The sequence below is a fragment of the Cyclobacterium roseum genome (genome assembly GCF_010119225.1).
Taxonomy (GTDB): domain Bacteria; phylum Bacteroidota; class Bacteroidia; order Cytophagales; family Cyclobacteriaceae; genus Cyclobacterium; species Cyclobacterium roseum.
Genome location: NZ_WNKF01000017.1, coordinates 83018 through 109389, shown reverse-complemented (window position 1 = coordinate 109389; position 26372 = coordinate 83018). Strand labels below are relative to the sequence as shown.

Sequence of the window (26372 nt, the reverse complement as noted above, 5' to 3'; positions counted from 1 at the left end):
CTTATATGGTTCCTTATTTATTGCTGAAAAAAGTGTTCACCACAGATTACACCGATTCGCACAGATATTTTGAGGATCAAAAAAAACTTATATGTTCTTAAATGCCTTATATGGTTCCTTATTTATTGCTGAAAAAAGTGTTCACCACAGATTACACAGATTCGCACAGATAGTTCGAGGATCAGTAAAACTTATATGTTCTTATATAACTTATATGGTTCTCTTCTTTTACCATTTAAGGGGATATCGGCTTATAAGTAGAAATCTACATGCCCTCGCGTGGTAAAAAAAAAGCCCCAGGGCGTTTACCGAGGGGCTTTATGATGACGAAGTAATTGCAACTTATCTTGCAGGTGTAACTTCTATTTTTCGAAATTCAATCGCTCCATGATCTCCCTGAAGCATTAGTGGTCCCGGCTGGCCTTCGTTACTGTCCAGCGCTCCTCCGGTAATCCCCGGAATAATCTGATCACAAATGATTTCCTTGCCGTTTGCAATGATGGTTACTCGTCGGCCTATCAGTGTAATGTCAAACGTCTGCCAAACCCCCGGGGATTTAACCGCCATTTCGTTGGGAGTTAAAAACCCATATACGCCTCCAAAATAAATGGAAGAAGGAGGGGTGCCTTTGTTATCCTCAATTTGTACTTCGTAACGACCTCTCAGGTAAACGCCGCTGTTACTGCCTTCAGGATAGCGAAACTCAACATGGAGTTTGAAGTCTTCAAATTTCTGATCTGAAATGAGATTCGCTCCGGCTTCTTTGCTGGTCAGTATTCCATTAATGACCTGCCATTGGTTTGGTGCATTATCGGCATGCCATCCATCCAGATTTGTCCCATTAAATAATTCAATGGTTTTTCCCCACTTTGGTGTGGCATCTTTCAGTAGTAATGGTGCTTTTACAGCTGTAAAGGAATGGGTTTTTCCCATGCTGCTGACGATGCTTCCGGAAAGGCGTTCCCCTTCCAGGTTTCCTTCAAATACCATATCACGGTCAGAGTCATCCCACTGGGGCGGAATGGTGAAATTTACTTTTCCCTGATCGAAATGAACCTGAGAAATGGGCCTTGCACTTCCATTGTGGGCCACAAAATAGCCTACGAGTGTACGGAGACCTGAAAGTTTGACCTCCAGCCAGGAAGGCACTTCCTTTCCATCCATCGTAACGGTGATGTCCCAGCGTCCGAGTAGGTCTTTCTGCTCCTGAGCTTCTAAATTAGGGCTTGCTAGCAGGGAGCAAAAAATAAAAAGCACTCCTAATTGGATTTGAAATTTTTTCATATATTAATATTTGATGGTTAATAATTTTATAAAATTACTGGTTTTTTACTTGCTATTAAAGAGCATGTAAAAATAATGCCCTGATTCCTGTTCAGGGAGTAAGGAAAAGAAACTGAAATCCACATATCAATCCCAGAAATGCTCCCCAAATTAATTCTCCAGATCGATGTCTGCCCAGTTGCCAACGGGACCAGGCAATAAGTGGGAGTATGGAAAAAAGGAAAATGGCCAACACTAAATTAAGGGGAGAAATGGCGACTGAAATATAGGCAGCGATGGCCAGGTGCAGTGATACCTTAATACGGAAATTGAGCAAAAAACCAAGGAATATCAGCTGCAGTAGGATCATACCGCCGGTGAGGACCTCTTCGGGTAGCTTGCTGGCCCATAAAAATAGGGTAATGACCGTAGCTAAAAACAGCATCCAGCGGTAAAGGGAATACCGTTGCCGTCGGATAGAAACATCAAAATTGCTGTAGTGTCCTTTTCGGGTATGGTATGCGTTCCAGATAATTAAAGGGAAAATCCCTAGAAAGAGGATTCCTGTCAGGGTCCAGGTCGCCTTTACAGGTTCGAGTATGGAGAAAAGAGTATACCCTAAAAAGGCCACCAGCAGGCTGATGGGATGGGCAATTCGGGAAATATACAGTGCCAGACGGTATCTCAATGGATGGGGTAGTCAGTGGCGTAAATTTCCGGTATTATTTTCACTATTAATATCATATTTCGGATTATTTCCTTTTGAACCCAAGCGGTCCAAATAAAAGCGATATCATCCTTTCACCGATGCCAGTCAAAATTTCCCGATAAGCTTTCCCTCTACGGGTAAAAGGGTTAATTTAGCGGATTCTAAAAAAAACACCAGGTAATCCGTAAAGGAACGATAGAAATGGATGTAGCAGTGATCAAATACAATGCAGGTAATGTGCAGTCGGTATTGTATGCCATGGAGCGGCTGGGAGCCAATGCAATGCTCACGGATGATTGGGAAACGATTAAGAAATCAGATAAAGTTATTTTTCCCGGACAGGGGGAGGCAAGCACGGCCATGAAATACCTAAAAGAAAGAAAGTTGGATCAGCTTATCAGCAGCCTGGATCAACCTTTTTTTGGGATTTGTCTGGGGTTGCAGTTACTGTGCGAACATTCGGAGGAATACGATACCACCTGTCTGGGGGTGTTTCCGATCCGCGTCAAAAAATTTCCACCCAATGAAAAAGTCCCGCACATTGGATGGAATAACCTTCAGCAGCTAAAGTCTCCCCTGTTGGAGGGGTTAACGGATTCGTCCTATGTGTATTATGTACATAGTTACTATGCAGAAGTAGATCCCAGGTATACCATTGCCACCTCTCATTACATGCATGATTTCTCCGCCTTACTTCATAAGGATAATTATTATGCCATGCAGGCACATCCTGAGAAAAGTAGCGAGGTGGGGGAAACTATTCTAACCAATTTTCTGAATTTATAATGGAAATTATTCCAGCAATTGATATCATAGACGGGAAGTGTGTTCGCCTCACTCAGGGGGATTATTCCCGCAAAAAAGAATATGCCTCCGATCCGGTTGAAGTGGCGAAAACATTTGAGGACGCAGGAATTCGCCGGTTGCACCTGGTGGATCTGGACGGCGCAAAGCAAAAAAAAATAGTCAATAAGGAGGTCTTGGAGGGCATCTGTAAAGCCACTTCATTGCAGGTGGATTTCGGTGGCGGCATTCAGTCTGATGAAGATTTGGAAATGGCCTTTCGCTTGGGAGCCAAACAGGTGACGGGAGGAAGCATTGCAGTGAAAGACCCAACGTTATTTACGAATTGGTTACACATCCATGGAGGCGAGCGGTTGATTTTGGGAGCAGATGCCAAAAATAGAAAAATTGCCATTTCCGGATGGCAGGAGACTACCGCCATGGATTTAATTAGCTTCATCCGGGAATACGCCAAAAAAGGTGTAAAATACGTCATTTGTACCGATGTGGCGAAAGATGGCCTGCTACAGGGACCTTCTCTTGAATTATACCAGGAAATCATGGCGGAAATTCCGGAAATAGAACTTATTGCCAGTGGGGGAGTGGCCTCGGTAAAGGACTTAGAGGGTTTAGAGGCGGCCGGAGTCTACGGTGTCATTGTGGGTAAGGCTTTTTACGAAGGTAAAATTAGTTTATCCGAACTCAGGACATTTATAAGAAATTAATATGTTGACCAAAAGAATCATACCCTGCCTGGATGTTATGAATGGCCGAACCGTTAAAGGGGTCAATTTCGTTCAACTCAGGGACGCGGGAGATCCTGTGGAGCTGGGCAGCATCTATGCACAAGAAGGAGCCGATGAGTTGGTATATCTGGATATTACGGCCACCGTAGAGAAGAGAAAAACCCTGGTGGACCTTGTGACCAGGGTGGCGAAAACAGTCAATATACCGTTTACCGTGGGGGGAGGAATTTCCAACGTGGACGACGTCAAAGCCCTACTTAACGCTGGAGCCGATAAGATCAGTATCAACTCTGCTGCCGTGAAAAACCCCAAAGCGGTGGACGAGATGGCCAGAGAATTTGGCAGTCAGTGTATCGTAGTAGCAATAGATACGAAAAATATTGACGGAATTGATTTTGTGCATACGCATGGCGGAAGAAAGCCCACCGTTTTGCAGACCCGGGAATGGGCCAAAGAAGTTACCGACAGGGGTGCGGGGGAAATTTTACTGACTTCTATGGATCATGATGGCGTCAAAAATGGTTTTGCCAATGAGATTACAGCCGACTTATCTTCCTTACTTGCGATTCCCATCATTGCTTCCGGAGGAGCGGGAAAAATGGAACATTTTAAAGAAGTATTTACGGCAGGAAAAGCAGATGCAGCTCTGGCGGCCAGTATTTTTCATTTTAAGGAAATCCCCATTCCTGAATTAAAGAAGTACCTGGAAATCGAGGGGCTGAGTATAAGAAAGTAGTCTATGTATATTCAGAATAATCTAATTAAAAGGGAGTTGGGATAAAAAATAAGCCAATGGATACGTTAGCAATAGATTTTGATAAAGTGAATGGGTTGGTACCTGCCATCGTGCAGGATGAAAACTCGAAAGAGGTGCTCATGCTGGGATACATGAATCAAGAGGCGCTGGCCCATTCCCTGGAAAGCGGAAAGGTGACTTTCTTCAGCCGGACCAAACAAAGGCTTTGGACCAAAGGAGAAACCTCCGGAAACTTTTTATTGATTCGTAAAATTGAACTCGACTGTGATAAGGACACCCTTTTGATACAGGCAAATCCTCAGGGTCCGGTATGCCACAAGGGGGAGGATACCTGTTTTGCCCATCAAAACCAAAGCAAATCCTTTTTTATCGACGAGTTGCGGAAAGTAATAAAGGACCGGAAAAACAATCCGTCCAACAAATCCTACACGGCTTCCTTATTTGCATCTGGGATCAATAAAGTAGCACAAAAAGTGGGTGAAGAAGCAGTAGAGATTGTTATTGAAGCCAAAGATGATAACAAAGAGCTGTTTATAGGAGAAGCTGCCGACCTATTGTTTCATTACCTGGTATTGCTGGAAGCGAAGGGTTATGAACTGGACGAAGTAATGGAAGTACTGATCAGCAGGCACCAAAAATAACTAGCATGGCTGCTCCCGCAACCTTGTTTGTATATGGCACACTTAGAAAGGGATTTGACCATCCCATGTCTAAAATTCTGGCTGATTCAGCCAAGTACTTGGGAAAAGGAACCTTTCAAGGAATGCTATTTGACAGAGGTCCTTACCCGGCAGCGGTAGTATCCAACGACAAAGACTGCCTGGTTCATGGTGATGTTTATGAGCTACAAAAGCCAAACAAGGTGCTTCAACTAATGGATGAATACGAAGGAGTAGGAGAGCTTCTGGAAACGGGCGTTACTTTTGAAAGGAAGCAAGTAAAAATTCAGCTGGAGGACGGTTCGAAACGGATGGCCTGGGTTTATGTGCATAGCGGATATACGAATCATTTCATTCCTGTTGAGGGTGGAGATTATTTACACTTCAAAAAATCGTGATTTTTTTGAAAAGGATGGTAGAAATCTCATTATTTTATTGACTTTCAGTTGTTTGCAGCGTATTTTAATTGAAAAATTCGGGCTCAATGAAAATAGTTAAGATTATTCTAATCGTTCTGCTGGCATTGATCGCCATTCCATTGGTATTGGCCTTGATTGTTCCGAAGGAGTATTCTGTGGAGCGAGAGGTGCTCATTGATAAGCCCCGGCAGGAAGTCTATGACTACGTTAAGTTTCTGAAACACCAGGATAATTTTTCCTCCTGGTCTCAAATGGACCCGGAAATGAAGAAAACCTTTTCCGGAACGGACGGGCAGGTCGGCTTTGTAGCTGCATGGGAAAGCGAAAATCCAGATGTAGGAGTGGGAGAACAAGAAATCGTTGATATGGATGAGGGGCGCAGGATAGAATATGCCCTGCGTTTTAAAGAACCTTTTGAGGCATCAGATAAAGCTTATTTTCAATTGGAGTCAGTTGACGCAAATCAGACTAAAGTAATTTGGGGATTTGAAGGTTACATGGCTTATCCCATGAATAGCATGTTGCTGGTAATGGATATGGAGGGATTGATCGGAAACGATTTTTCAGAGGGTCTCGACCGGCTAAAAGCCATTTTGGAGTAAGCTCAATCCTTAAACAACTTATTTCTGTTATATTTTTTAATCCTAAATTTATTTTTTGTTTAAAAAGTTTGGTTTTTTGGATTGTATGTTGGTAGGTGGTGTACCAACTTCTATATTGTGTTTATCAAATTTTTTATTTCATTTTTTCCTTAAATCAGTTGAAACAATTTGGTTTGGTGTAGGTTTCTCTACCATAAACTACTAAATCAACACACCATGAAAAAATTAATGAGTACTTTCCTAATGGCCACTTTAATTGTGGTCAGTTCATTTGCTAACGATGATAAAAAGGATCCAATCCCGGCATCCGCTGATAAGGATATTGTGGACTTAGCAGCCGGAACGGATTTCCTGTCCACCCTGGTGGCTGCTGTTAAAGCCGGAGGTCTGGTAGACGTGCTGAAAGGCGATGGCCCTTTTACCGTTTTCGCACCTACTGACGAAGCGTTCGCTAATTTGCCTGAGGGTACATTGGAAAGCTTGTTGAAGCCTGAAAACAAAGATCAGCTGGTAAAAATCCTTACCTATCACGTTGTTCCAGGTTCTATCAAGTCTTCGGATTTGAAAAATGGAATGGAAGTAGAAACGGTCCAGGGTCAAAAAGTTAAAGTAATGTTGGCGGATGGAAAAGCCATGATCAATGATGCAACCGTCACTGCGGCGGATATTGAAGCAACCAATGGAATGGTTCACGTAATTGATACGGTTATTCTTCCGGAAATGTAAATTTAGAATCTTATAAATTGAGGCTGTTCCTTTGATGGGACAGCCTTTTTTTATTGTTTCTGCCAGTTTTCACTTTCAGGTAACCCTTATCCAGGTAGATTACGGAATGATAAGTATTCAAATTCAGGCAAAAATCAATGTCTTTTTCTAATTGGTGATTTTGCAGCCGTTTGGTATGGGATGCTTTTTGTAAAAAACCGGTCAGATCCTGCTTCGCTTTTTGAAAAAGTGCTTCCATGGCCAGGGTGGCATCGCAATCGTGCTTCCAGCCCAATTCCAGCGAAAGAGCCCCTGCAAAAAGGGAGTCTTCAAGGTTGAATCTGCCTTTCCAACCTGCGCAGAGGACCAAAACGTCATTGGTGGTACTTTTTAAATAATCTACCGTAGCTTGCAGGTTCAGGAAAGCACCAATAAGAATTTCATTGCAGTCATTCTCAGCCAGAGAAATGGCCCTCGTACCGTTGGTAGTGGTCATGGCTAGTTTTTTTCCGGCGAAGGCATTATCGAGGAAAGACAGTGGGCTGTTTCCCAAATCAAATCCATCTGCTTGTTTGCCATCTCTTTCTCCGGCAATTAGCCAGTTCTGGTCTTTGTAGTTTCGGCATTCCTCCAGCTCTTTCAGGGGTTTAATACACTGAATTCCATTTGAAAGGGCAGTGACCATGGTAGAGCTTGCCCTGAAAATGTCTACCACCACCACTGTTTTTCCCTTTAAATCATGAAGGTGTATCAGGTCAGGACTGATGCAGGTTTCTATTTTCTTCATTTTGTAAGTAACGGGAATTTTTTAACGGTGGCTTTAATTCGTTTTTTACGAACTTCAATTTCAACCGGTGTTCCCGGTTTGGAATAGGCCATGTCTATATACCCCATTCCTATACCCGTGCCCATACTAGGAGAAAGACTTCCGGATGTTACCACTCCTACCGGATCAGCATCTGAATTTAAAATCGAATATCCAGACCGGGGGATACCCTTTTCCGAAAGGATGAACCCGACCAGCTTTCTTTTGACTCCCTCCAGTTTTTGCTTCTTAAGTGCCTCGTGGTTAATAAAATCTTTGGTGAATTTGGTAATCCACCCCAACCCGGCTTCTATGGGCGAGGTCTCCTCCGTAATGTCATTTCCATAAAGGCAGTAACCCATCTCCAGGCGTAGGGTATCCCTCGCTCCAAGGCCGATGGGTTGGATTCCCAGGTGCTTTCCGGTTTCAAAAATCGCTTGCCAGACTTTATGGGCATCCTTGTTTTTTACATATAATTCAAAGCCTCCTGCCCCGGTATAACCGGTAGCAGATAGGATTACCTCTTCAGATCCCGCAAATTGAGCGGTTTGGAAATGATAAAACGGCAAGTCGGCAAGAGGAATGGATGTGAGCGGCTGCAGGGCCTCCGTAGCTTTAGGACCTTGCACCGCAAATAGGGAATAGTCATCCGAGCCATCTTCCATGATGGCTCCCATGGTATTGTGTTTTTGGATCCAATCCCAATCTTTACTGATGTTGGAAGCATTGACGACCAGCATGTAGCTGGTTTCATCCAGTTTATAAACCAACAGGTCATCCACTATTCCTCCGGTTTCGTTGGGAAGGCAGGAATATTGTGCCTGCCCGATGGAAAGTTTGGAAGCATCGTTAGAGGTAACTTTCTGGATCAAGTCCAGTGCATTCGGTCCCTTAATGAAAAATTCACCCATATGCGAAACATCAAATACGCCGACATTTTCTCTTACCGCCAGGTGTTCGGCAATATCAGAATGGTACCTTACCGGCATGTAAAATCCGGCGAAAGGAATCATTTTCGCACCCAATGATTCATGGATATCATGTAACGTAATCTTTTTTATCAATTCGGACATTAGTTGGCGATTTGGAAAGCCTAAAGGTAAGCAAAGTCCGGAGTTTTTCAGAAACAGGATACAAAAAAAGACCACTTCCCTAGGAGAGTGGCCTTTACTGGTTTGATTTTGAAAATACCCCGGAACGAATTATCCTCAGGTTACCGCCGGTGGGCATGAACCCGTATCCTAATTTGTCTTTTGCAGAGACTTATCCTCCATAACCTGGGTTTTGAACCAATTCAGGATTGGCATCCATTTCCCTTTGAGGAACTGGGAGCACCATTCTGGGGTCATCGTAACTGTACTGCAACGAATTGGTATTATTGTCCTGGATTTCCCCTCTGGTCCTTTTTATATCATGGATAAAGTGTCCTTCATGAGCCAGTTCCAGTTTTCGCTCCAGCAGGATTTCTTCCAGGCTCAGACTGGATTTGGCCGATAAACTCACCCGGGTTCGAATCCGGTTGATGTCCTCCAGCGGCGTGGCCCCAATAGCGGTCCCTTCGCGGAAATTGGCTTCTGCTCTGGTGAGGTACATTTCGGCCAGGCGGATTACTTTTACGTTGCGGAATTGGTCCCTCCATTTATCGGTACGTCTTTCACCGGCTCTGACTACAAACTGTTCCAGCCTTTCATCTCCAGCTTCGTATTGGCTGACATGTGCATCCAAAATAGTGACATCGCCACCCCTTCCTCCAAAATCCGGTGTGGAATAAAACAGGTGCATGTTATTTTCCGGATCCTGAGCATTTACCTGAATGGCAAATAAATCTTCCTGTGTATCTGCTTCATTATTGAATGCTTCCATGTAGTTATTCACCAAACTTTTTCCATTTGCCGTTGCATTGGTAATTGCCCTATCGGCTGCATCCCTGGCATCGTCAAAGCGTTCCATCTGTAAGTAGACTCTTGAGAGCAGCGCGGAAGCTACATAGTTTCTGGCAAAAAATTCATTGCTCTCTGGGAGTAAACCCTCAGCAGTTTCCAGATCAGCCAGTACTTGTTGGTAGACATCTTCTACCGTGTTTCTGGGATCGAAGGTCACTTCCTCTACTTCTGTGGTTGGTGTCAACATGATGGGGACAGCCAAATTGGTGTCCGTATTGCCTGCAGAATAAGGTAGTCCGTATAGTTTAACTAACTCAAAATAGATGGCCCCTCTGATAAATAAGGCTTCCCCTCGTATCCTGTTCCGGTCCGCTTCATCCACCAAGTTGATTGCGTCTAGTATGTTGTTGATCGAATTGATAGCACTATACGCTCTCAGCCAGGTATCGGTTATAAATGTATTATTCGTAATTATACTCTTATTATAAATTTCCCTGGGTTGATTAAAGGTGCCTTCCCAACGAATTTCATTGTTAGCACCAAGCATTTCTGCATAAAGGATGGTCCGTCCTCCCCATAGATCCTCATTTCTCAGGTCTGCATAGGCTCCTACCAGAACTCGGCTGATTGCGGTACTGCTACCCAAGGCTATTTCCGGTTCCACATTTTGAGCGGGTTTCAGATCTAACTGATCTACACACGAACTGAGCAAAGTGATTGCGCTCAATATAAGCGAAAGCTGTGTTATATAGTTAAATTTCATTGTTCTTCGTTTTTAAAATCCAACATTAAGGCCTAAAGAAAAAGTTTTGGCTTGCGGTGCAGAATAGAAATCGACACCCTGGAAAACATTCGAGTCCGAAGTAGTACTTCCCAAATAATCCGCGTTTACTTCCGGATCCCATCCCATATAATTGGTAAAGGTCAATAGGTTCTGTGCCATAAAATAGACTCGGGCGCTATTAATCTTCATTTTCTCTATTAAGCTGGAAGGCAGGTTGTATCCAAGTGAAAGGGTTTTTAGACGAACATAACTTCCGTCTGAAACATAGCGACTGGAAGCATTACAGCCATTGCATTCACCAAGTCGGGCTTGTGGTATATTAGTGACGTCACCCGGATTCTGCCATCGGTTAAATTGGATAGCGGTGCTATTGTCAAACCAATCGCCATTGGCGGCATAAAACCCACCGCCCCCTTCGTAGATATCGTTTCCGAATACTCCCTGGAAGAGAAATGAAAGTTGTATATTTTTATACGTAATATCATTGGTGATGCCTGCAATAAAATCAGGGTTGGGGTCTCCTACCACCATTCTGGTTGCTTCATTGAAATCATTAGTGGTTTCCGTAAGAGCTTCATTGCTGTAATATAGGGCATCTCCATTAGTTGGGTCTACGCCAGCGTATCTGGGTCCGTAAAATACGCCAATTGGCTCCCCAATGAATATCCCATTTAAGAACCGGGATGAGGAGGGAGGAATGGAATTCTGTCCCTCAGAAAGTTCCCGCACCCGATTGATATTTCGGGCAAAATTAAGGGAGGTATTCCAGCTAAAGTTTTGGTCGGCATAGTTTGCAGAATTCAACACTACTTCAAACCCGTAGTTCTGCATTTTTCCCGTGTTTTGTCTAAAGCTTGCAAACCCGGAAGTGCCCGGAAGAGGGAGTAATAACAGCAAATCACTGGTTCGTTTGTCGTAATAATCCAGTTCCCCTGTTATTCTATCGTCGAATAAACCAAATTCAATTCCAACATTAAATTGCGCAGTGGTTTCCCAGGTAAGGTCAGGGTTTTTGATTTGGGTGGGTTGAAGCCCAGGTCGTAAACCATAGGATGCAGGACCATATAAGCCCAAATGATCAAAGTTTCCAATCTCCGCATTTCCTGTTATTCCATATGAAGTTCTTAACTTTAGGAGACTAAGCCCTTCCTTTCCTTTCAAAAACGCCTCCTCTGTTAGGATCCAGCCGAGGGATCCGGCAGGAAAAAATCCGTATCTATTGTTCTCTCCAAATCGGGATGAGGCATCGTAACGGGCACTGAGCGTCATCAGGTAGCGATTGTCCAACTTGTAATTGATCCTTGAAAAATAGGACAAGAAAGTAAAGTTGGTGAAGGTAGAGGTGCCTTCCACAATTTCTGCAGCCGATTCGAGTGTTTTCAATGCATCCAAAGGAAATTCCTGTCCGTCCACCCGGGTGTAGTTGTCTTCTGTTTTTTGAAAAGACATTCCACCTACGACCTCTAACTGATGCCTTTCGTCAAACGTGTTGGAATAAGTGAAGTAGTTATTGGTGTTGTAATTGACAATTCTCGCCCATCGGGAAGTTCCAAAACCATTTGTACCCTGGCCGGTGATCGTTCGAGCCCCGAAAAAACGATCGTCATTTTGATTGATGATGTCCACCGCAAAATCAGACCGAAACCTCAAGTTTTCATTAAAAGAGTATTCTCCGAATATGTTATTAATATTCCGATAACTCGTAGATAGCCAGTTAGCATTCTCAGAGTCGATCAAGCTATTGTAATAGGTGGTGGTGGGACGGTCGTAGAGGACTCCGTTTTCATCCCGTATCGGGGTAATGGGCGCAAGTGCTACCAATTGAATGGGATTATTGAACTGGTTATCCTCCGGTAATCGGGTAGTTTCGGTCCTGGTCAAACTGAAATTCGCTCCTATGGTAAAACGATCCGATACTTTATGATCCAGGTTTAGCCTGCCGGAGATCCGCTCAAATTTATTCCGGATCATGATGCCATCTTGCTTGTCATAGGCGGTGGAAAAGTAAAACCGAGTAGACTCGTTGCCGCCATTTGCGGAAAAGTTCACGTTAGTAGTCCCGGCATCCGGGTTGAAAGCCTGTTCCTGCCAATTTGTATTCACCGTCCCATCCCGCCAATCGGTATGTCCCGCATAGCGATCCAGGCGATTTTCCACAAATTCAAGATCCGAATCCTCGTAATCGTCCGGATTGTTAATGGGGTCCAATCCATTTGCAAGATCGTTGTTGTATCCGGATTCCCGCATCAGTTCCACGTATTGAGACGCATTTAGAAATTCATTTTTCCGGGTGGGGCTACTTACTCCCCGTTGAATCCCCACGTTAAATTTGGTCTTACCGGCGGTACCACTTTTTGTGGTTATCAACACCACTCCATTGGAAGCCCTGGCTCCATAGATCGCTGCGGCAGAGGCATCTTTTAACACTTCAAAGGATTCGATGTCGTTGAAATTAATGTCCGCCATTGGATTGCTTTTTCCGATCGTTCCAGCGGAGGTGACCGGAATCCCATCAATGACGTAAAGCGGTTCATTTCCGCCAGAAATGGACGTGGTACCTCGCACTCTGATTTTAACTCCTTCGCCTACCTTGCCACTAGAGGATTCCACAAATACTCCGGACATTCTTCCCTGGAGGGCTTCCTGAAAGGTAGGTACCGGAACATTCGCAATCTCCGAGCCTTTTAAAGAGGCGACGTTGCCCGTCAAATCTCCGCGGGTAACGCTTCCATAGCCGACGACCACTACTTCTCCCAGCGTTTTGGCATCCGGTAACAGGGTGATGTCTATCGTGCTTTGGTTTCCTACCGACACTTCCTGGTTTAAAAAGCCAATGTAGGAGAATACCAGGATTTCTTCATTGGCGACATTGATGGAATAACTTCCGTCTATGTCAGTTACTGTTCCCCGGTTTGTTCCCTGAACGCGGACATTTACCCCTGGTAAGGTCATGTTATCCTCACCAGAAATAACCGTTCCCGAAATGGTTTTATTTTGGGACCACCCTGCCATTGGCAAAGCCAATAAGAGTGTCACCAAAAAGAGTACACTTTTTTTCATACTATTAATAGATTAGGTTTTTTTAACACTTTTAGGCCAGTTTGGGTGAACTGCTCACAAACACAGAATAATTAGCTGTTGTAATTAATTGCCAAACAGTAAATTGGCATGTGATTAATGTACAAAGTTAAATTAAAATTGTCAAATAAATAAACCAGGTGTTATTTGCTTACTTTTTTACAAAAAAATAATCTATTTTTCAAGACATTAGTTTTGTTTTTGCCATAAACAAAAAAAACCGAGCTTCTCTGAAACCCGGATTTCCATCCATTAATTTAACCCAAATATTTTAAAATCTGTACCTGCCGCTTACCATGACAAAACGGGTTTCTCTTTTGGCATAAAAGGTTTGTCGGAACGTGTTGGTTAGGCTATTTCCTGCAAACCTTCGTGTATCAAATACGTCCCGAAGGCTTATTGAAAGGGCTCCTTTATTCTCCCAAAAGCTTTTTTGAACGTTTACGTCCATGTAATATTGTGACAGATCCTTACCCTGTGCCTCTATTTCGGCGGATTCGTAATTACCTACAAGCTGAAGGCTAAATCCTTTGGGAAGCTCGAAGCTGTTCATTAACTTGGAATTCCAGGCAAAGCCCTGGTTCACAAATTCCTCCCCGATGTTCGAGCCATCTACCCGTATCCGAAAAGCAGTCACACTTCCATTGACGTTCCACCATGGGCTTATATCTGTAATACCAATAAACTCCACCCCATATGATTCTGCCGTATTAAGGTTTGCGGGTTGGGAATAAGAGATTCCGTTTTCGATAATGGTAACAAAATCTAACTGCCCATCCACGTGCCGGTAAAACAGATTGGTCGTTAGGCTAGAATTTTCAAAGTTGGCCAGGTGCCCGAATTCCAGTGAATGGATCATTTCGGGCTGCAAATTGGGGTTTCCACGGCGCACACTTAGGGAGTCAGTGATATCCGGAAAGGGATTTAGCCTCCAGGAAGTGGGCCGGTCTATTCTTCTGCTATACGAGAATTTCAAGGAATTCTCTTCATTTAACTTATACAAGGTTTGCAAACTGGGGAACAAATTAAAATAGTTCTGCTGATTTGATTCCCCTGTATTGGCCAAATAGGTATCTACATAGGTATATTCCCCCCGTAAACCTGCGGTGTATTCAAAACGCTTTGACGAGCCCGAGTAAATCAAATAGCCAGCGTGAATCTGATCGTTGTAAACAAAGCGATTACTTACATCCGGATCGGGAACAAAGTCCTGGATGTTTTCTTCAAAGCGGGTATAAATGTAATCGTTATCAAATTTCCGAATGGTGGACTTCAGCCCTGCCTCTACCTTTGCTCCCGAAGCAAGTGGAGTGGTATAATCCGTCTGAATGACGGTTGTGTATCGTTTTTCATCTGTGAATGCCCGTTCTCTACCATTTAGATTTTCGTCCAGGGGCTCCGAGCTATTCCTGAAGATATCAATTCTCTGAATTTTATATTGATTTCGATAGGAATTGCTTGCGATTACTTTGAAACTCTTGTCGGGACTGTCAAAGGTTCGTTCATAGATCAAGGCGTTGTCTATGCCATCATCCGCCTCGGTTTCCCGGTTTCTTCGAACATATTCCAGCACCAGATCGTTGGATTCAACATCCCTCAGATCAGCGTATAAGGTATTTACCTGACTATCGTCACTGGACTGAAAAAAGCCCTCGTAACTGATGATGTTATTTCCAAAGTAATAATCGCCTCCAAAATTGAGATTATGACCGAGGTTTTCACTCGTAGAATTGGTGTTTTGATCGAGTATTTCGCCGTCCTCAAATATTTCCCGTTCGGTTCGCCGCTCCCCAATAGAACGCCACCTTCGGAAGTTGTAACCGCCAAAAACATTGTACTTCAGCGTGCGGTGATTGATATTGACTCCCGCATTCATTCTCCCTCTGGTGCCATAGGTTAACTCCCCATTTCCATGAGTGCCTAGGCTTTGACCCTTCTTCAAAATGATATCAATTACCCCGGCCTCTGCTTCCGCATCATACCTGGCATTGGGATTATTGATAATTTTTATCTGCTCGATTGCACTGGCGGGGATTTGATCCAGGTTTTGAGTAAGTGAGGAATTTCTGCCATTGATCAGGACATTTGTCCCTGAGCTTCCTCTCAGGGTGATGGCTCCATCCTCCGAGACACTGACTGATGGGGTATTTCTAAGAATATCCAGCAGGGTGCCTCCTAAGTTGGACAAATTTTGGCTGGGGTTGATGGTAAGCCCCTCTGCATCGGATCGAATCGGAAACTTGGACGATTGGACGACTACCTCTTCCAGGTCTTGGTTTTCCGGAATCAATTCGATCGGTTCCAATACCCGATTTTGTTGGAGATTAATTGCGATCTCTTTTTCGTCGAATCCAATTAGAAAAAAACGAAGAATGTAGTCTCCGGTTGGGGCACGTAGTGTAAATTTCCCTTCATCGTTGGAGTCGGAAAAGGTGAGTGGTCGTTCTTCACCCGGTTTGTAGAGGGCAACTTGTACAAAGGAAAGCGGATCATTAGTCCCCCCGTCTATCAGACTTCCCCTTACCGAGAATTCCCCGGTTTGTCCATACCCTTTCCCGGCAAGAGCCAGGAAAAGGATACAGAAACTTAGATGATATAGTTGGTTTAGTTTCATGGTTGTTACTGTTATGATACAAGTATAAGCAGACAATCTGATTCAATTTTGAAGTTGAATGCTTACCCGATGTTCTTCGTCAATAAATTGATAGTCGAGGATAAAACCATGAATCCTGCAAATTTGTTGGATAATCGATAATCCCAAGCCAATGGACTCACTGTTTGGGTTTCCTTTTTTGAACCTATCCAAATATTCAGAAACGTTGGCTTTGGGTTTTTCTCCTTTGTTTCTGAAATTCAGCTGCTTAGGTGTTGCTTCAATCTTTATATAACCCGGCTTTTCATTGTGCTTAATGGCATTGCTGAGCAGGTTTTCGATCAGCATCTCGGCCATGTTTGGGTGCATTTCGATTTTGATGCCCGGTTCTATTTGGTGATGAAGGGAGATGTTTTTTATAGCTACCAATTCTTCATACCCAGCAATGGAATTTTTTAGCAAACCAGATAAATCCACGAGCTGGTTCCCTTCAAACTCCTGGTTTTCCAATTTGGCTAAGGTGGCTAACGAATTTACAATTTTACTCATCTTTTGAGTGGATTGGTAAGCCGCTGCTATCCATCTAGCTTGTTGGTCGGTAATGGGGCTATTCAGCAAGAGCTCTAGCTTACCGGATGTAATCGCGATGGGGGTTTGTATCTCATGCGAAAGGTTCTCTGAAAATTCCTTCACAATCTTATAATCACCCAGCATGCGTTCAGACATTCTATTTAGAAACGCATGCAATTTTTCAAATTCCTCTATTCGGCTTGGTTCAAAAACCAGCGGTTGATTCTCTTTAAAAGTAAATTCTCTAATTTTAGTTAAGCTGGAATGAAAGGGTTGTAGGATTTTTTTGGAAACCAGCCTGCTGGTAACGGCAATAAAGATCAAAAGTAATATAAATATGGCAACCATGGTTTGTACAACGGTCTCTGTAATATCATCAGACTCAATCATGATGTCGTACATAGACATGTAGTAATGCTTACCATTTATCAGGTAGGACCTACCTGCTTTAACTTGACGTTCCACCTGTTCCAAAGGTTGGTGCCAAGCCAGCGTGTCACCCAATTGAAAGGGAATCAGTGCTTGGTCCGATGGAAGTTCCTTAATTTCAAGCCTTTCCTTACTCAGACGGGAAGGGTTATCCATGGATTCCATTTTCCGCGCATAGCGATCGAGGTGTCTTTCCAGTTCCCTGCCTTGCTCAAAGTCAATCTCCGACTCCAGTTTATAAAAAATAAGTATTCCCCCGATTAAAAACACAATAACCGATATTCCTAAATACCATATGGTAAACTGGTTAATTAACTTCATTCTTTCGCCGTATTAAACTTATAGCCGATGCCATAGACGGTTTCGATGTAATCGGTACCGCCCGCCTGGCAGATTTTTTTCCGGAGGTTTTTTATGTGCTGGTATACAAAATCAAAATTGGCCAGGTCATCGGTATAATCCCCCCATAGGTGCTGGACAATGGCCTGCCTTCCCAGTACACGGTTTTTGTTGGTAAGGAAAAACACCAACAAGTCAAATTCTTTTTTGGTGAGATCAAGGAGGTTTTGATTTACAGTCACTTCCAAATTTTCAGGGTTAACCTGAATTTCATTAAAAATCAATTTATCCGAGCCCCCGAGTTGATTTCTTCTGTACAGTACCTTTAAGCGAGCATGTAGCTCAGCCAAATGAAAGGGCTTTGTCATGTAATCATCTGCACCTAAATCGAGTCCGTCCAATTTATCTTGGAGGGAATTTTTGGCCGAAATGATTAAAATATTACTACTATCTTGATTTTTTTTAATAAAATCAATCAGGTCCAGTCCATTTCCATCCGGAAGCATGATGTCCAGTATAATACAGTCGTAGGGGTAAACGAGTAGTCTGTCCTGAGCATCGAAACAATTATCGCAGGACTCGCATACAATCCCTTCGGATTCCAGAAATTCCCGAATATTATTCGAGAGCTCTAATTGATCCTCAATAAGCAGAATTTTCATCGATCGAATTTCGTGTTCCTTTTTGAAGCAAATTTGAAGTGAATAATGCTTTCATAGGTATATAATGTTGGATAATAGCAATAAAAAATCCCAAAACAAGAAGAGGTGTCCTCCTGTTTTGGGATTAATGGCTACTGGTTATGCTGGCCTAAATGGAGAAACTTTCCCCGCAACCGCAGGTTCTGGAGGCATTGGGATTTACAAATTGAAATCCTTTTCCATTCAAACCGTCAGTAAATTCCAAGGTAGTTCCCGCCAGGTAAAGTAAACTCTTCCTGTCTACAATAATCTTTACACCATTATCTTCGAATACATGGTCTGTTTCTGAAGTACTGCCGTCAAAACCCAAGTCGTACATGAGTCCCGAACAGCCGCCTCCTTTCACAGAAACCCGGATATTTTCTTCCTCTTTTCTATTCTCTTCCTGCTTCAATTCTAGGATTCGATCCCTGGCTTTTTCTGAAACGATGATCATCTCTTTTCAAATTTAAATTGGCGTGCTCATTTAATTATAGTAAACCGAGTGAGCCCAAAATTAATTCCATCACGGTCCATTACAAAGGTAATAAAATCCGGATACAATGTGAATCGCTCTGATTGTCATTTTAGCTGGTAGGGGAGAAGGCACAGCCCTGTAAATCCGGAGACGCAGCTACCGGATTTGATGACCGGAAGAAAGCGATTTGAAACCCTTATCACATAATCCCGAAATTAAGATGTACTGGCATCGTTGGTTCCACTGCAAATTAATCGTATTTTTACGTTTTGAAAATTAGGCTGAGGTATTTAAATCAGCAGGTCAGCAATAAGACTGTATGGATAAAGAACAAAGAACGGAGATAGAGACAATCGGGGAATTTGGATTAATTGATTTAATCCGTAAAAACACTACTTTAAAACACCCCGGGTCACTAAAAGGCATTGGGGACGATGCGGCGGTATTGGGTCCAACGGATTTGGTTCGTGTGGTGACTACGGACATGCTCCTGGAGGGAGTCCATTTTGACTTGTCCTATATTCCGCTCAAGCACCTTGGCTTTAAGGCAGTGGCCGTAAATGTCAGTGATGTAGCGGCCATGAATGCCATTCCCACCCAAGTCACCATTAGTATAGCCCTTTCTAACCGGTTTTCGGTGGAGGCAGTGGAAACCTTCTACGAGGGCGTTAATCTGGCGGCCGAACATTACAACATCGATGTAGTAGGAGGAGATACCACCGCTTCCAGATCAGGGCTGGTCATCAGCATTACCGCTATAGGGGAAGCTAAAAAAGAGCAAATTAGTTATAGGTCAGGCGCAAAGGTTAACGACATCATTTGTGTCACCGGTGATTTGGGAGGGGCATTTATGGGGCTTCAGGTATTGGAAAGAGAAAAGCAGGTTTTCTTATCAGACCCCAATATGCAGCCCAAACTGGATGCCTACCCGTACATTACCGGCAGGCAATTGAAACCGGATGCCCGAATGGATATCATTCACGAACTGCGTGAACTGGGTCTGGTGCCCAGCAGCATGATGGATATCTCCGACGGGTTGGCTTCCGAACTGTTTCACATTTGCAAGGCATCGGATGTAGGGGTGGCCATATATGAAGATAAGCTGCCGATGGATAAGCAGACCTACGATACCGCCCTGGAGTTTAACCTGGATCCCATTACTTGCGTGCTAAATGGGGGAGAGGATTATGAACTCCTGTTTACGATTGATCAGAAAGACTTCCCCAAATTGGAGAAGCATCCGGATATCCACTTTATAGGCCATGTGACGGCTCCCGATGAGGGCAAACTCTTAATTACGAAAAACCAAACGGCTGTGGCACTAAAAGCACAGGGTTGGAAGCATTTTTGAGCCGTATAACCTATCGAATGGAAGTCATTCGTTAGGGTAAGGGATGTACAGAAAATTGGTGAAGGTCTCATCAACCACGAACAGGCAGCAAAACTCATCGGGGTCCTTGTAGGTGGCTTTAAACTGTTCCAAAGCATCCTCTTGGATCAATTTTCGTTGGATAAACTCATCCAGATAGGTAATGTAATAATTCCAATCGATGGGCTTTTCCCTGTTACTGAGAAAAAGCTGCCCAATGGGTTGTTCTTCCTTGCTGATCGGGAAAATGGGGTATTCAGAAAAGCCCCTTTTTCTCACCTGGTAGGAAGCTTCTTTCAAATTCTCACAGATTTTGATAAAATCACTGCTGATGGTTCCGAGATACTTCCCATTGAGTTCCGGATCGTTATCGTTACTGATCATCATTGCTTTTTAATTCTAGTAATACTACGTTTTCTACATGATAGGTTTGCGGAAACATGTCTACCGGTTGAATCCGTTTTACATGATACTTGGCGGAAAGCAGGGCTACGTCCCTTGCCTGAGTTGCCGGATTGCAGCTCACGTATACAATTTTCGTTGCTTCCAAATGAAGCAGCATTTCGACCACGTCCTCGTGCATTCCTGCCCGGGGCGGGTCGGTAATGACCACATCCGGTTTCTGATATTGGCTTACAAAAGATTCGTTAAGAACCGCTTTCATATCGCCAGCATAGAACAGCGTATTGGTGATGCCATTGAGCAGGGCATTTTCTTTCGCATCGGCTATCGCAGGTTCCACGTATTCAATGCCGATGACCTGCTGCGCATTTCCGGCAACAAAATTGGCAATGGTGCCTGTTCCGGTATATAGATCGTAAACCGTTTCCTCACCCGTCAATCCAGCAAATTCCCGGGCAACCTGGTATAAACGATAAGCCTGCTGTGAGTTGGTCTGGTAGAACGATTTTGGCCCGATTTTAAACCGAAGCCCCTCCATGGTTTCTTCGATATGGTCTTTCCCAGCGTACACATGTACATCCAAGTCCTGAAAAGTTTCGTTTTTCTTAAGATTGACGATGTACAATAAAGAGGTAATCCCTGGAATATTTTCTTTTAAAAAGCGCATGACTTTTTCGATTCCATCCGGGTCATCCTCGCCAAACTGAACAATAACCATCACCTGGTCTTCCTGTGCCGTACGAATGATGAGATTTCTTAAAAGACCTGTCTGACCAATAATGTCATAAAAAGAAAGGTTTTCCGCCAAGGCGAATTCCCTCAGGCCATTTCGGATTTCATTTGAAAGCGATCCCTGCAGATAGCAATGTTTTATATCGACGATCTTGTCAAATCGCTTGGGAATGTGGAAACCCAGGGCGTTTCGTTCAAAATCCTCTCCCGAATCGATTTCTTCGCGGGTCAGCCAACGGTTGTTGGAAAAAGTAAAGTCCAGCTTATTCCGGTAATAGCGGGTGTTCCCGGCACCAATAATGGGCATTACCTCCGGCAAGGGAACTTTTGCTATGCGTTGGAATTGGTCCACCACCTGCTGTCGTTTGTAAGCCATTTGGAGTTCGTACGAAATATGTTGCCATTTACAGCCTCCACAAGTGCCAAAATGCTCACAAAAAGGAATGACCCTGTCTGGAGAATGTTCGTGTATCGCTATGGCTTCAGCTTCCATAAAACTACTTCTTCCGCGGGTTACCCGGGCATCCACCAGGTCGCCGGGTGCCACATTGCTCACAAATACCACTTTTCCCTCATGATGTCCGACACATTTTCCTTCTGTCGCTATTCGCTCTATTTTAAGGTTATGAAGAACCTTATTTTTCATTTTCCTTGACATAGGTTGCAAAATTAGTCAATTTCGATCAAAGGGATTTACTTTGGATCGCTTGCTTTCATCTTTTTGAGTAACTTGAAACATAAATTTAATGGATGTAAAAAATAAAGTGGTCGTCATTACGGGTGCTACTTCAGGAATTGGTACTGCTTGTGCCCGGACTTTTGGTAAAGCAGGTGCCCGAATATGGATCACCGGCCGAAGTCAGGTTAAATTAGATGCTACCCTGGTAATGCTTCAGAAAGAAGGCATTACCTGCGCCGGAGCGGTCTGCGATGCCGGAGACCCAGCTCAAAACGAGCAAATGGTACAAGAGGTCTGTCAAAAATTTGGGGGAGTGGATGTATTGATCAACAATGCCGGGATCAGCATGCGGGCCCTTTTCAGGGATTTGGACTTAAAGGTTTTTCACCAGGTGATGGACATCAATTTTTGGGGAACTGTTTATGCCACTAAATTCTGTATGGAAGAAATCATCCGGAATAAGGGGGCAATTATTGGTGTGTCGTCCATCAATGGATTCAGAGGTACACCCGCAAGGACAGCATATACGGCTAGTAAATTTGCTATGAATGGCTTCTTTGAATCTTTGCGAACAGAAGTAATGAAATTAGGCGTCCATGTTTTGGTCGTTTGTCCCGGCTTCACCGCTTCCAATATCCGTAACAACGCCCTTACGGCAGATGGAAGTCCTCAGAAAGAATCTCCCAGGGATGAAGCCAAAATGATGACGGCCGAGCAGGTGGCCGAGTCCATTTTGAGAGCGTTGATCAAAAGAAAAAGAGATTTGGTGCTCACCCGGCAAGGAAAACTGGCTTCATTTTTGAATAAATGGGTACCTGGAATCATGGATCAGGTGGTGTACAATCACATGGCAAAGGAAAAGGATTCACCCTTCAAATAAAAGGAGATGCTAAAGGATGTTTTTAAGGTATACCTGAACCGTTTGGTTGATCTCTCATCAAACAATCGGTCTATCTTTCTTCCTAAAATCATCCAGTATCAGATGATTGACCTGAAGGATTTTCATTTTTTGAATAATCATCCTTCCTTCTTTTATATCACTGAGTTGCTTGGCAGGAAGCGAAGCATACCGCTGATTCAGGTATTGGACTCAAGAGATAAAAACGTTAACCAGCTTTCGCTTCGCTTAAAGCGCTTACAGCATCAGGTTCGCTTTGCGGTCGAGGAAACAGGCGAAAAAAGCCTGTTCGTTGGTTGGCCTTTTGTGGAAGGAAAATTGGGAAATGAGCAATTGATCCGCTGCCCCTTGATTTTTTTTCCGGTCGATTTGGTGCTGGAAGATAAAACCTGGTACCTGAAGAAGAGCGTCGGAGAATTACCCTTTCTGAACCCTTCTTTCCTCTTGGCTTACAGCCAGTCACTTGGCAAGCCGTTTGACAAGGAATGGCTGGAGCTTTCCATGGAAGATTTTAGCAAGGACCCCATGGGTTTTCGGACGGATCTTTATCACTACCTGAAAAATCAGGTAGAATTAAACTTCAATCGCGAAATCTATCAGGATAAATTGGCGTTTTTTCCCGACCAAAACCGAGAGTTTTTTGAGGAAACGTTTGACACGGGAATTCTTCATCTTCAACCTTACGCCGTAGTAGGACAGTTCTCACAAAAAAGTTCTTTTTTGATGGACGATTATGAGCAGTTGATGCGAAGCGTCGGTCAGACGGATTTGGAGGAATTATTTTCCGACAAATTCGGGAACCAGGAAAGTTCCCTGCATCAAGCACAGGAAAACAACTTGTACACCACCTTCCCCATGGATGCCAGCCAGGAAGAAGTGATCAAGCATGTGAAATCCGGAAATTCCTGTGTGGTCCAAGGCCCTCCGGGTACCGGCAAATCACAACTTATCTGTAACCTGGTAGCAGACTTTACCTCCCGGGGGAAAAAAGTGCTGGTGGTTTCTCAAAAACGAGCCGCATTAGATGTGGTCTATGAAAGGTTGGCATCCCAGGGAATGGCTAATTTTACTGCTTTGATCCATGATTACCGCGGAGACCGAAAAGAACTTTATAAGAAAATTGCCCATCAGATCAGCTCGCTTGAAAATTACCAGGCCTTAAACCGGTCACTTGATGCCATACAGTTGGAACGAACATTTAGCCAAATGTGCCGGAATATCGAGAAATATTCCGATTTTTTTGACGAATACAAACAGGCACTTTTTGACCTGAAAGATTGTGGTGCTCCGGTTAAAGAACTGTACCTGACCTCTGATTTTGGCGAGGAAGGAATAGATTTGACCCAGTTTTACAGGTTTTTCAAGCTGGATGAACAGGATGCGTTTTTGAGTGATTTCGAACAGTACCAATACTACTACCAAAAATTTCAGGTCGCTTCTTCTTTCTGGCTACACCGGGTTAATTTCGCTGATATGGGCCCTGAGGCCGTGCGGGGAGTCTCCGGGACTTTTCAGGAACTCTCGTCAGTAAAACAGACGGCCAAAAAAGACCTGGATTCCATGCTCGCTGATACGTTTGAATACGGCCTTATTTATCAATCTTTTCAGCAAAAAGAAAAGATTGAAACCTTAATGAAAACCATCAACAGTCCGGAGATTTTTGAAAAATTTAAAGTCTTCATGAGCAAAGACCCGGCCGAGCTGGACAGGTTGTGGTTGGAAAATAAAGTGGATATGGTTCGCAAGCTACTTTCAGAGGAGGGAGTGGAATGGGAAATCGGAGACAACGAAGTGGAGGAAGTGCTAAATAAAGCGGTCCAGGCAAGCAAACAGGTAGAATCCTGGTATGGCAGGATGGCGGTAAGTCTGGATGGGAAAAAATACAAAGAGGTACTTTCGCTGCTAGAAAAAAATGACCTGAAACGGGAAAAGGGAGATATCAGGCTTTTGATTCACAAACTGGAGAACCGGATGAATCTGAATCATCAATACACCTTGCTGGCACAAAAGTCATGGATTAAGCTTCCGGAAAAGCCTTTTTCCATCCATTCTTTTAACCAAATGGCGACCGTACTGGTGAAAGCAATGAACGCCCGTTTTATCATGCAGGAGTTAGGGGTGTTGGCATCTTACTTTTTTAAACCGCAATTTTCGTATTCTCATTTTCAAAATCTGTTAGAGGGAGTAACGGTAATCAACGATTGGGTGGAGGCACATTTTGATACCTGGAGAAAGTACCTTAGTGAAATCCAGATCAAGCATTTATTGAGTTCAGCAGATGAGGAAAAACTTAATGAGGTAAAGGAAGGTCTTGCCAAAGACGTGGATGAATTGATCCGATTTGACCGGCTAAGGAGTCAGATGGAAGAAGATGCTAAAAAAGTAGCCGAGAAAATCATGGATGAGTATCCTCAGGGCGAATTTAGTGAGCTAAAATCCCTCTTTCTTTCCAGTCTCAAAGTAAGTTGGGTAGGGCATCTGGAAGCAAAGTACCCGGTATTGAAGGAAATAAATGGTCCTCAGATTAAGAGCTATATTACTGATTTTGAGCATTCGGTGGAGGAAAAGCTAAAAACCGCGAGGTTTATCGTGGAATTGCGTCTGCGAGAAGGGGTTTGTCAGCATCTGGAATATAATCGCCTGAATAACCTTATTACCTACAGAGAGCTGGCCCACCAGGTGGGCAAAAAAAGGCAGATTTGGTCCGTAAAGAAATTAGTTTCGTATTATCGGGACGAAATTTTCAGACTGGTGCCCTGTTGGCTGGCTTCTCCGGAAACGGCATCGGCCCTTTTTCCCCTGGATCAGGAATTTGACCTGGTGATTTTTGACGAGGCTAGCCAGTGTTATTTCGAAAGAGGACTTCCGATGATGCTTCGTGGCAAGCAAGTAGTCGTAGCGGGTGATCGGCATCAGCTGCAGCCCTACGACCTTTACCAGACCCGATTCCAATCGGAGGATGAGGAAAGCATGGAATTGGAAATTGATGCGCTGCTGGACATGGCCTCCAAGTATTTCCCTACCTTTCATTTAAGCACCCACTACCGTAGTGCGACTTTGCCGTTGATTCATTTTTCCAATGAGCACTTTTATGATGAGAAACTCTACATGTTGCCCGATAGAAAGGTGATAAACAGCGGTCACAAGGGCATTCAACTGACGCAAGTCGATGGTGTATGGGAAAATCAGACTAATCGTGCAGAGGCGGAGGAAGTACTGAATCAGATTCATATTTTGAGGGCCAAATTTCCATTGGATAGCATTGGGATAATTACGTTCAATTACTATCAGATGCTTTTGATTATTGGATTGATTGAAGGGGATGAAAACCTCTCAGATGCTTCGCGGATACGGGTAAAAAATATAGAGAATGTGCAGGGAGATGAATTTGACCGAGTCATTTTTTCTACCGGCTATGCAAAAAATCCCGAGGGAAAATTCACCGCCAATTTTGGACTACTGTCCAGAAAAGGAGGAGAAAACAGGCTTAATGTTGCCATTACAAGAGCTAGAAAGGAAAATATCCTGATTACCAGCCTACGAACCGGATACTTCAATGAACGCCAATTGCAAAACCCGGGTATCCGATTGCTTCGGGAATACATCCGCTATGCCGGTGCCATTCAAGAGGGAGAAATGCCGGAAACCACACTACAAGTGCCGGGTTATAACCGCGGTTGGTCATTGAAGGATCGACTTATGGGAACCTATGGAAATCATGAAGTGGGGGAAAACCCCTACCTGCGGGTGATGGACCTCGAGGTCCGGGAAGGCCAAAAAGCAGTAGCAGCTATTCTCACGGATGACCAGCGCTTCTTTTCTTCAAAGTCTGCTAAGGAAGCCTTTGTATACCATCCCCAGCTATTGACTTCCCGGAACTGGAATATCGTATTTCTTTTCAGCCGGCAATATTGGTTGGATAAGGAGGATTTATTGCAGACCAAAATTTCTCAAGGGAGTTTCTCCGGGGAAGACGCTTCCAGCTGATACGGAAATCACTCCACTGTCAT

General features: G+C 43.8%; 22 protein-coding genes. 10 read left to right on the top strand and 12 right to left on the bottom strand.

Translation table 11 applies throughout. The features are described from left to right. Positions 1-342 precede the first annotated feature (342 nt). Together GJQ68_RS19200 and GJQ68_RS19195 are read right to left on the bottom strand one after the other, a co-directional pair. Positions 343-1284: a 3-keto-disaccharide hydrolase gene (locus tag GJQ68_RS19200; RefSeq protein WP_162418893.1), complete on the bottom strand. Its 942-nt coding sequence runs from the start codon at positions 1282-1284 to the stop codon at positions 343-345. A gap of 91 nt (positions 1285-1375) precedes the next feature. Continuing rightward, entirely contained in the window at positions 1376-1951 is a 576-nt protein-coding gene (locus tag GJQ68_RS19195; RefSeq protein WP_162418892.1) for a hypothetical protein, read from the bottom strand. A 222-nt stretch (positions 1952-2173) separates the two neighbouring features. Here GJQ68_RS19195 and hisH point away from each other — a divergent pair, with 222 nt between their 5' ends. The 7 genes from hisH (at position 2174) to GJQ68_RS19160 (ending at position 6664) form a co-directional block, all read left to right on the top strand. Next, positions 2174-2758, top strand: coding sequence for an imidazole glycerol phosphate synthase subunit HisH (gene hisH / locus GJQ68_RS19190; RefSeq protein ID WP_162418891.1), 585 nt, complete (start codon positions 2174-2176; stop codon positions 2756-2758). Further along, a complete protein-coding gene (gene hisA / locus GJQ68_RS19185) occupies positions 2758-3480 on the top strand; it encodes a 1-(5-phosphoribosyl)-5-[(5-phosphoribosylamino)methylideneamino]imidazole-4-carboxamide isomerase (RefSeq protein ID WP_162418890.1) in 723 nt (240 codons plus the stop codon). The genes hisH and hisA overlap by 1 nt, the downstream gene beginning before the upstream one ends. Before the next feature lies 1 nt (position 3481). Then, entirely contained in the window at positions 3482-4237 is a 756-nt protein-coding gene (hisF, locus tag GJQ68_RS19180) for an imidazole glycerol phosphate synthase subunit HisF (protein ID WP_162418889.1), read from the top strand. A 56-nt stretch (positions 4238-4293) separates the two neighbouring features. Beyond that, positions 4294-4899 (top strand): bifunctional phosphoribosyl-AMP cyclohydrolase/phosphoribosyl-ATP diphosphatase HisIE, encoded by a 606-nt coding sequence (gene hisIE, locus GJQ68_RS19175; protein ID WP_162418888.1) that lies wholly within the window; start codon positions 4294-4296, stop codon positions 4897-4899. 5 nt (positions 4900-4904) lie between these two features. Further along, positions 4905-5315 (top strand): gamma-glutamylcyclotransferase family protein, encoded by a 411-nt coding sequence (locus tag GJQ68_RS19170; protein ID WP_162418887.1) that lies wholly within the window; start codon positions 4905-4907, stop codon positions 5313-5315. 86 nt (positions 5316-5401) lie between these two features. Continuing rightward, complete coding sequence (locus tag GJQ68_RS19165) at positions 5402-5938, top strand: SRPBCC family protein (protein WP_162418886.1); 537 nt, start codon at positions 5402-5404, stop codon at positions 5936-5938. A gap of 216 nt (positions 5939-6154) precedes the next feature. Further along, positions 6155-6664 carry a fasciclin domain-containing protein gene (locus tag GJQ68_RS19160; protein WP_162418885.1) on the top strand — a complete coding sequence of 170 codons (510 nt, stop codon included), beginning with the start codon at positions 6155-6157 and terminating at the stop codon, positions 6662-6664. Between the two features lie 10 nt (positions 6665-6674). On the opposite strand, the gene GJQ68_RS19155 is transcribed toward GJQ68_RS19160, so the two are convergent. From GJQ68_RS19155 to GJQ68_RS19120, 8 genes are all read right to left on the bottom strand, one after another. Continuing rightward, positions 6675-7430, bottom strand: coding sequence for a 2-phosphosulfolactate phosphatase (locus tag GJQ68_RS19155; protein ID WP_162418884.1), 756 nt, complete (start codon positions 7428-7430; stop codon positions 6675-6677). Further along, entirely contained in the window at positions 7427-8521 is a 1095-nt protein-coding gene (gcvT, locus tag GJQ68_RS19150; protein WP_162418883.1) for a glycine cleavage system aminomethyltransferase GcvT, read from the bottom strand. Before gcvT ends, GJQ68_RS19155 begins: the two co-directional genes overlap by 4 nt. 190 nt (positions 8522-8711) lie before the next feature. Then, positions 8712-10094: a RagB/SusD family nutrient uptake outer membrane protein gene (locus tag GJQ68_RS19145; protein WP_162418882.1), complete on the bottom strand. Its 1383-nt coding sequence runs from the start codon at positions 10092-10094 to the stop codon at positions 8712-8714. A 12-nt stretch (positions 10095-10106) separates the two neighbouring features. Then, positions 10107-13175, bottom strand: a complete 3069-nt coding sequence (locus GJQ68_RS19140; protein WP_162418881.1) for a SusC/RagA family TonB-linked outer membrane protein — start codon at positions 13173-13175, stop codon at positions 10107-10109. Between the two features lie 289 nt (positions 13176-13464). Further along, positions 13465-15807 carry an outer membrane beta-barrel family protein gene (locus GJQ68_RS19135; protein ID WP_162418880.1) on the bottom strand — a complete coding sequence of 781 codons (2343 nt, stop codon included), beginning with the start codon at positions 15805-15807 and terminating at the stop codon, positions 13465-13467. Between the two features lie 42 nt (positions 15808-15849). Next, positions 15850-17106, bottom strand: coding sequence for a sensor histidine kinase (locus GJQ68_RS19130; protein WP_162418879.1), 1257 nt, complete (start codon positions 17104-17106; stop codon positions 15850-15852). Further along, positions 17103-17786, bottom strand: a complete 684-nt coding sequence (locus GJQ68_RS19125) for a response regulator transcription factor (RefSeq protein WP_162418878.1) — start codon at positions 17784-17786, stop codon at positions 17103-17105. The genes GJQ68_RS19130 and GJQ68_RS19125 overlap by 4 nt, the downstream gene beginning before the upstream one ends. Positions 17787-17934: 148 nt before the next feature. Continuing rightward, entirely contained in the window at positions 17935-18261 is a 327-nt protein-coding gene (locus GJQ68_RS19120; RefSeq protein WP_162343979.1) for a HesB/IscA family protein, read from the bottom strand. A gap of 340 nt (positions 18262-18601) precedes the next feature. Here GJQ68_RS19120 and thiL point away from each other — a divergent pair, with 340 nt between their 5' ends. Further along, entirely contained in the window at positions 18602-19633 is a 1032-nt protein-coding gene (thiL, locus tag GJQ68_RS19115) for a thiamine-phosphate kinase (protein ID WP_162418877.1), read from the top strand. A gap of 24 nt (positions 19634-19657) precedes the next feature. Here thiL and GJQ68_RS19110 read toward each other — a convergent pair whose 3' ends face one another. Further along, entirely contained in the window at positions 19658-20035 is a 378-nt protein-coding gene (locus GJQ68_RS19110; protein ID WP_162344043.1) for a hypothetical protein, read from the bottom strand. After that, on the bottom strand, positions 20025-21443 hold the full coding sequence (gene rlmD, locus GJQ68_RS19105) for a 23S rRNA (uracil(1939)-C(5))-methyltransferase RlmD (RefSeq protein ID WP_162418876.1): 1419 nt from the start codon (positions 21441-21443) through the stop codon (positions 20025-20027). The genes GJQ68_RS19110 and rlmD overlap by 11 nt, the downstream gene beginning before the upstream one ends. Positions 21444-21531: 88 nt before the next feature. On the opposite strand from rlmD, the gene GJQ68_RS19100 reads away from it, so the two are divergent. Beyond that, the gene (locus GJQ68_RS19100) at positions 21532-22344 is read left to right on the top strand and encodes an SDR family oxidoreductase (protein WP_162418875.1); all 813 of its coding nucleotides are present in this window, start codon (positions 21532-21534) and stop codon (positions 22342-22344) included. Positions 22345-22350: 6 nt separating this feature from the next. Beyond that, positions 22351-26349 carry an AAA domain-containing protein gene (locus tag GJQ68_RS19095; RefSeq protein WP_162418874.1) on the top strand — a complete coding sequence of 1333 codons (3999 nt, stop codon included), beginning with the start codon at positions 22351-22353 and terminating at the stop codon, positions 26347-26349. The last annotated feature ends 23 nt before the right edge of the window (positions 26350-26372 follow it).

Bases quoted from the DNA above. Each gene is read 5' to 3' on its own strand.
- GJQ68_RS19200 (WP_162418893.1), bottom strand. From the start codon at position 1,284: ATGAAAAAATTTCAAATCCAATTAGGAGTGCTTTTTATTTTTTGCTCC.
- hisH (WP_162418891.1), top strand. From the start codon at position 2,174: ATGGATGTAGCAGTGATCAAATACAATGCAGGTAATGTGCAGTCGGTA.
- hisA (WP_162418890.1), top strand. From the start codon at position 2,758: ATGGAAATTATTCCAGCAATTGATATCATAGACGGGAAGTGTGTTCGC.
- hisF (WP_162418889.1), top strand. From the start codon at position 3,482: ATGTTGACCAAAAGAATCATACCCTGCCTGGATGTTATGAATGGCCGA.
- hisIE (WP_162418888.1), top strand. From the start codon at position 4,294: ATGGATACGTTAGCAATAGATTTTGATAAAGTGAATGGGTTGGTACCT.
- GJQ68_RS19170 (WP_162418887.1), top strand. From the start codon at position 4,905: ATGGCTGCTCCCGCAACCTTGTTTGTATATGGCACACTTAGAAAGGGA.
- GJQ68_RS19165 (WP_162418886.1), top strand. From the start codon at position 5,402: ATGAAAATAGTTAAGATTATTCTAATCGTTCTGCTGGCATTGATCGCC.
- GJQ68_RS19160 (WP_162418885.1), top strand. From the start codon at position 6,155: ATGAAAAAATTAATGAGTACTTTCCTAATGGCCACTTTAATTGTGGTC.
- GJQ68_RS19155 (WP_162418884.1), bottom strand. From the start codon at position 7,430: ATGAAGAAAATAGAAACCTGCATCAGTCCTGACCTGATACACCTTCAT.
- gcvT (WP_162418883.1), bottom strand. From the start codon at position 8,521: ATGTCCGAATTGATAAAAAAGATTACGTTACATGATATCCATGAATCA.
- GJQ68_RS19145 (WP_162418882.1), bottom strand. From the start codon at position 10,094: ATGAAATTTAACTATATAACACAGCTTTCGCTTATATTGAGCGCAATC.
- GJQ68_RS19140 (WP_162418881.1), bottom strand. From the start codon at position 13,175: ATGAAAAAAAGTGTACTCTTTTTGGTGACACTCTTATTGGCTTTGCCA.
- GJQ68_RS19135 (WP_162418880.1), bottom strand. From the start codon at position 15,807: ATGAAACTAAACCAACTATATCATCTAAGTTTCTGTATCCTTTTCCTG.
- GJQ68_RS19130 (WP_162418879.1), bottom strand. From the start codon at position 17,106: ATGAAGTTAATTAACCAGTTTACCATATGGTATTTAGGAATATCGGTT.
- GJQ68_RS19125 (WP_162418878.1), bottom strand. From the start codon at position 17,786: ATGAAAATTCTGCTTATTGAGGATCAATTAGAGCTCTCGAATAATATT.
- GJQ68_RS19120 (WP_162343979.1), bottom strand. From the start codon at position 18,261: ATGATCATCGTTTCAGAAAAAGCCAGGGATCGAATCCTAGAATTGAAG.
- thiL (WP_162418877.1), top strand. From the start codon at position 18,602: ATGGATAAAGAACAAAGAACGGAGATAGAGACAATCGGGGAATTTGGA.
- GJQ68_RS19110 (WP_162344043.1), bottom strand. From the start codon at position 20,035: ATGATCAGTAACGATAACGATCCGGAACTCAATGGGAAGTATCTCGGA.
- rlmD (WP_162418876.1), bottom strand. From the start codon at position 21,443: ATGTCAAGGAAAATGAAAAATAAGGTTCTTCATAACCTTAAAATAGAG.
- GJQ68_RS19100 (WP_162418875.1), top strand. From the start codon at position 21,532: ATGGATGTAAAAAATAAAGTGGTCGTCATTACGGGTGCTACTTCAGGA.
- GJQ68_RS19095 (WP_162418874.1), top strand. From the start codon at position 22,351: ATGCTAAAGGATGTTTTTAAGGTATACCTGAACCGTTTGGTTGATCTC.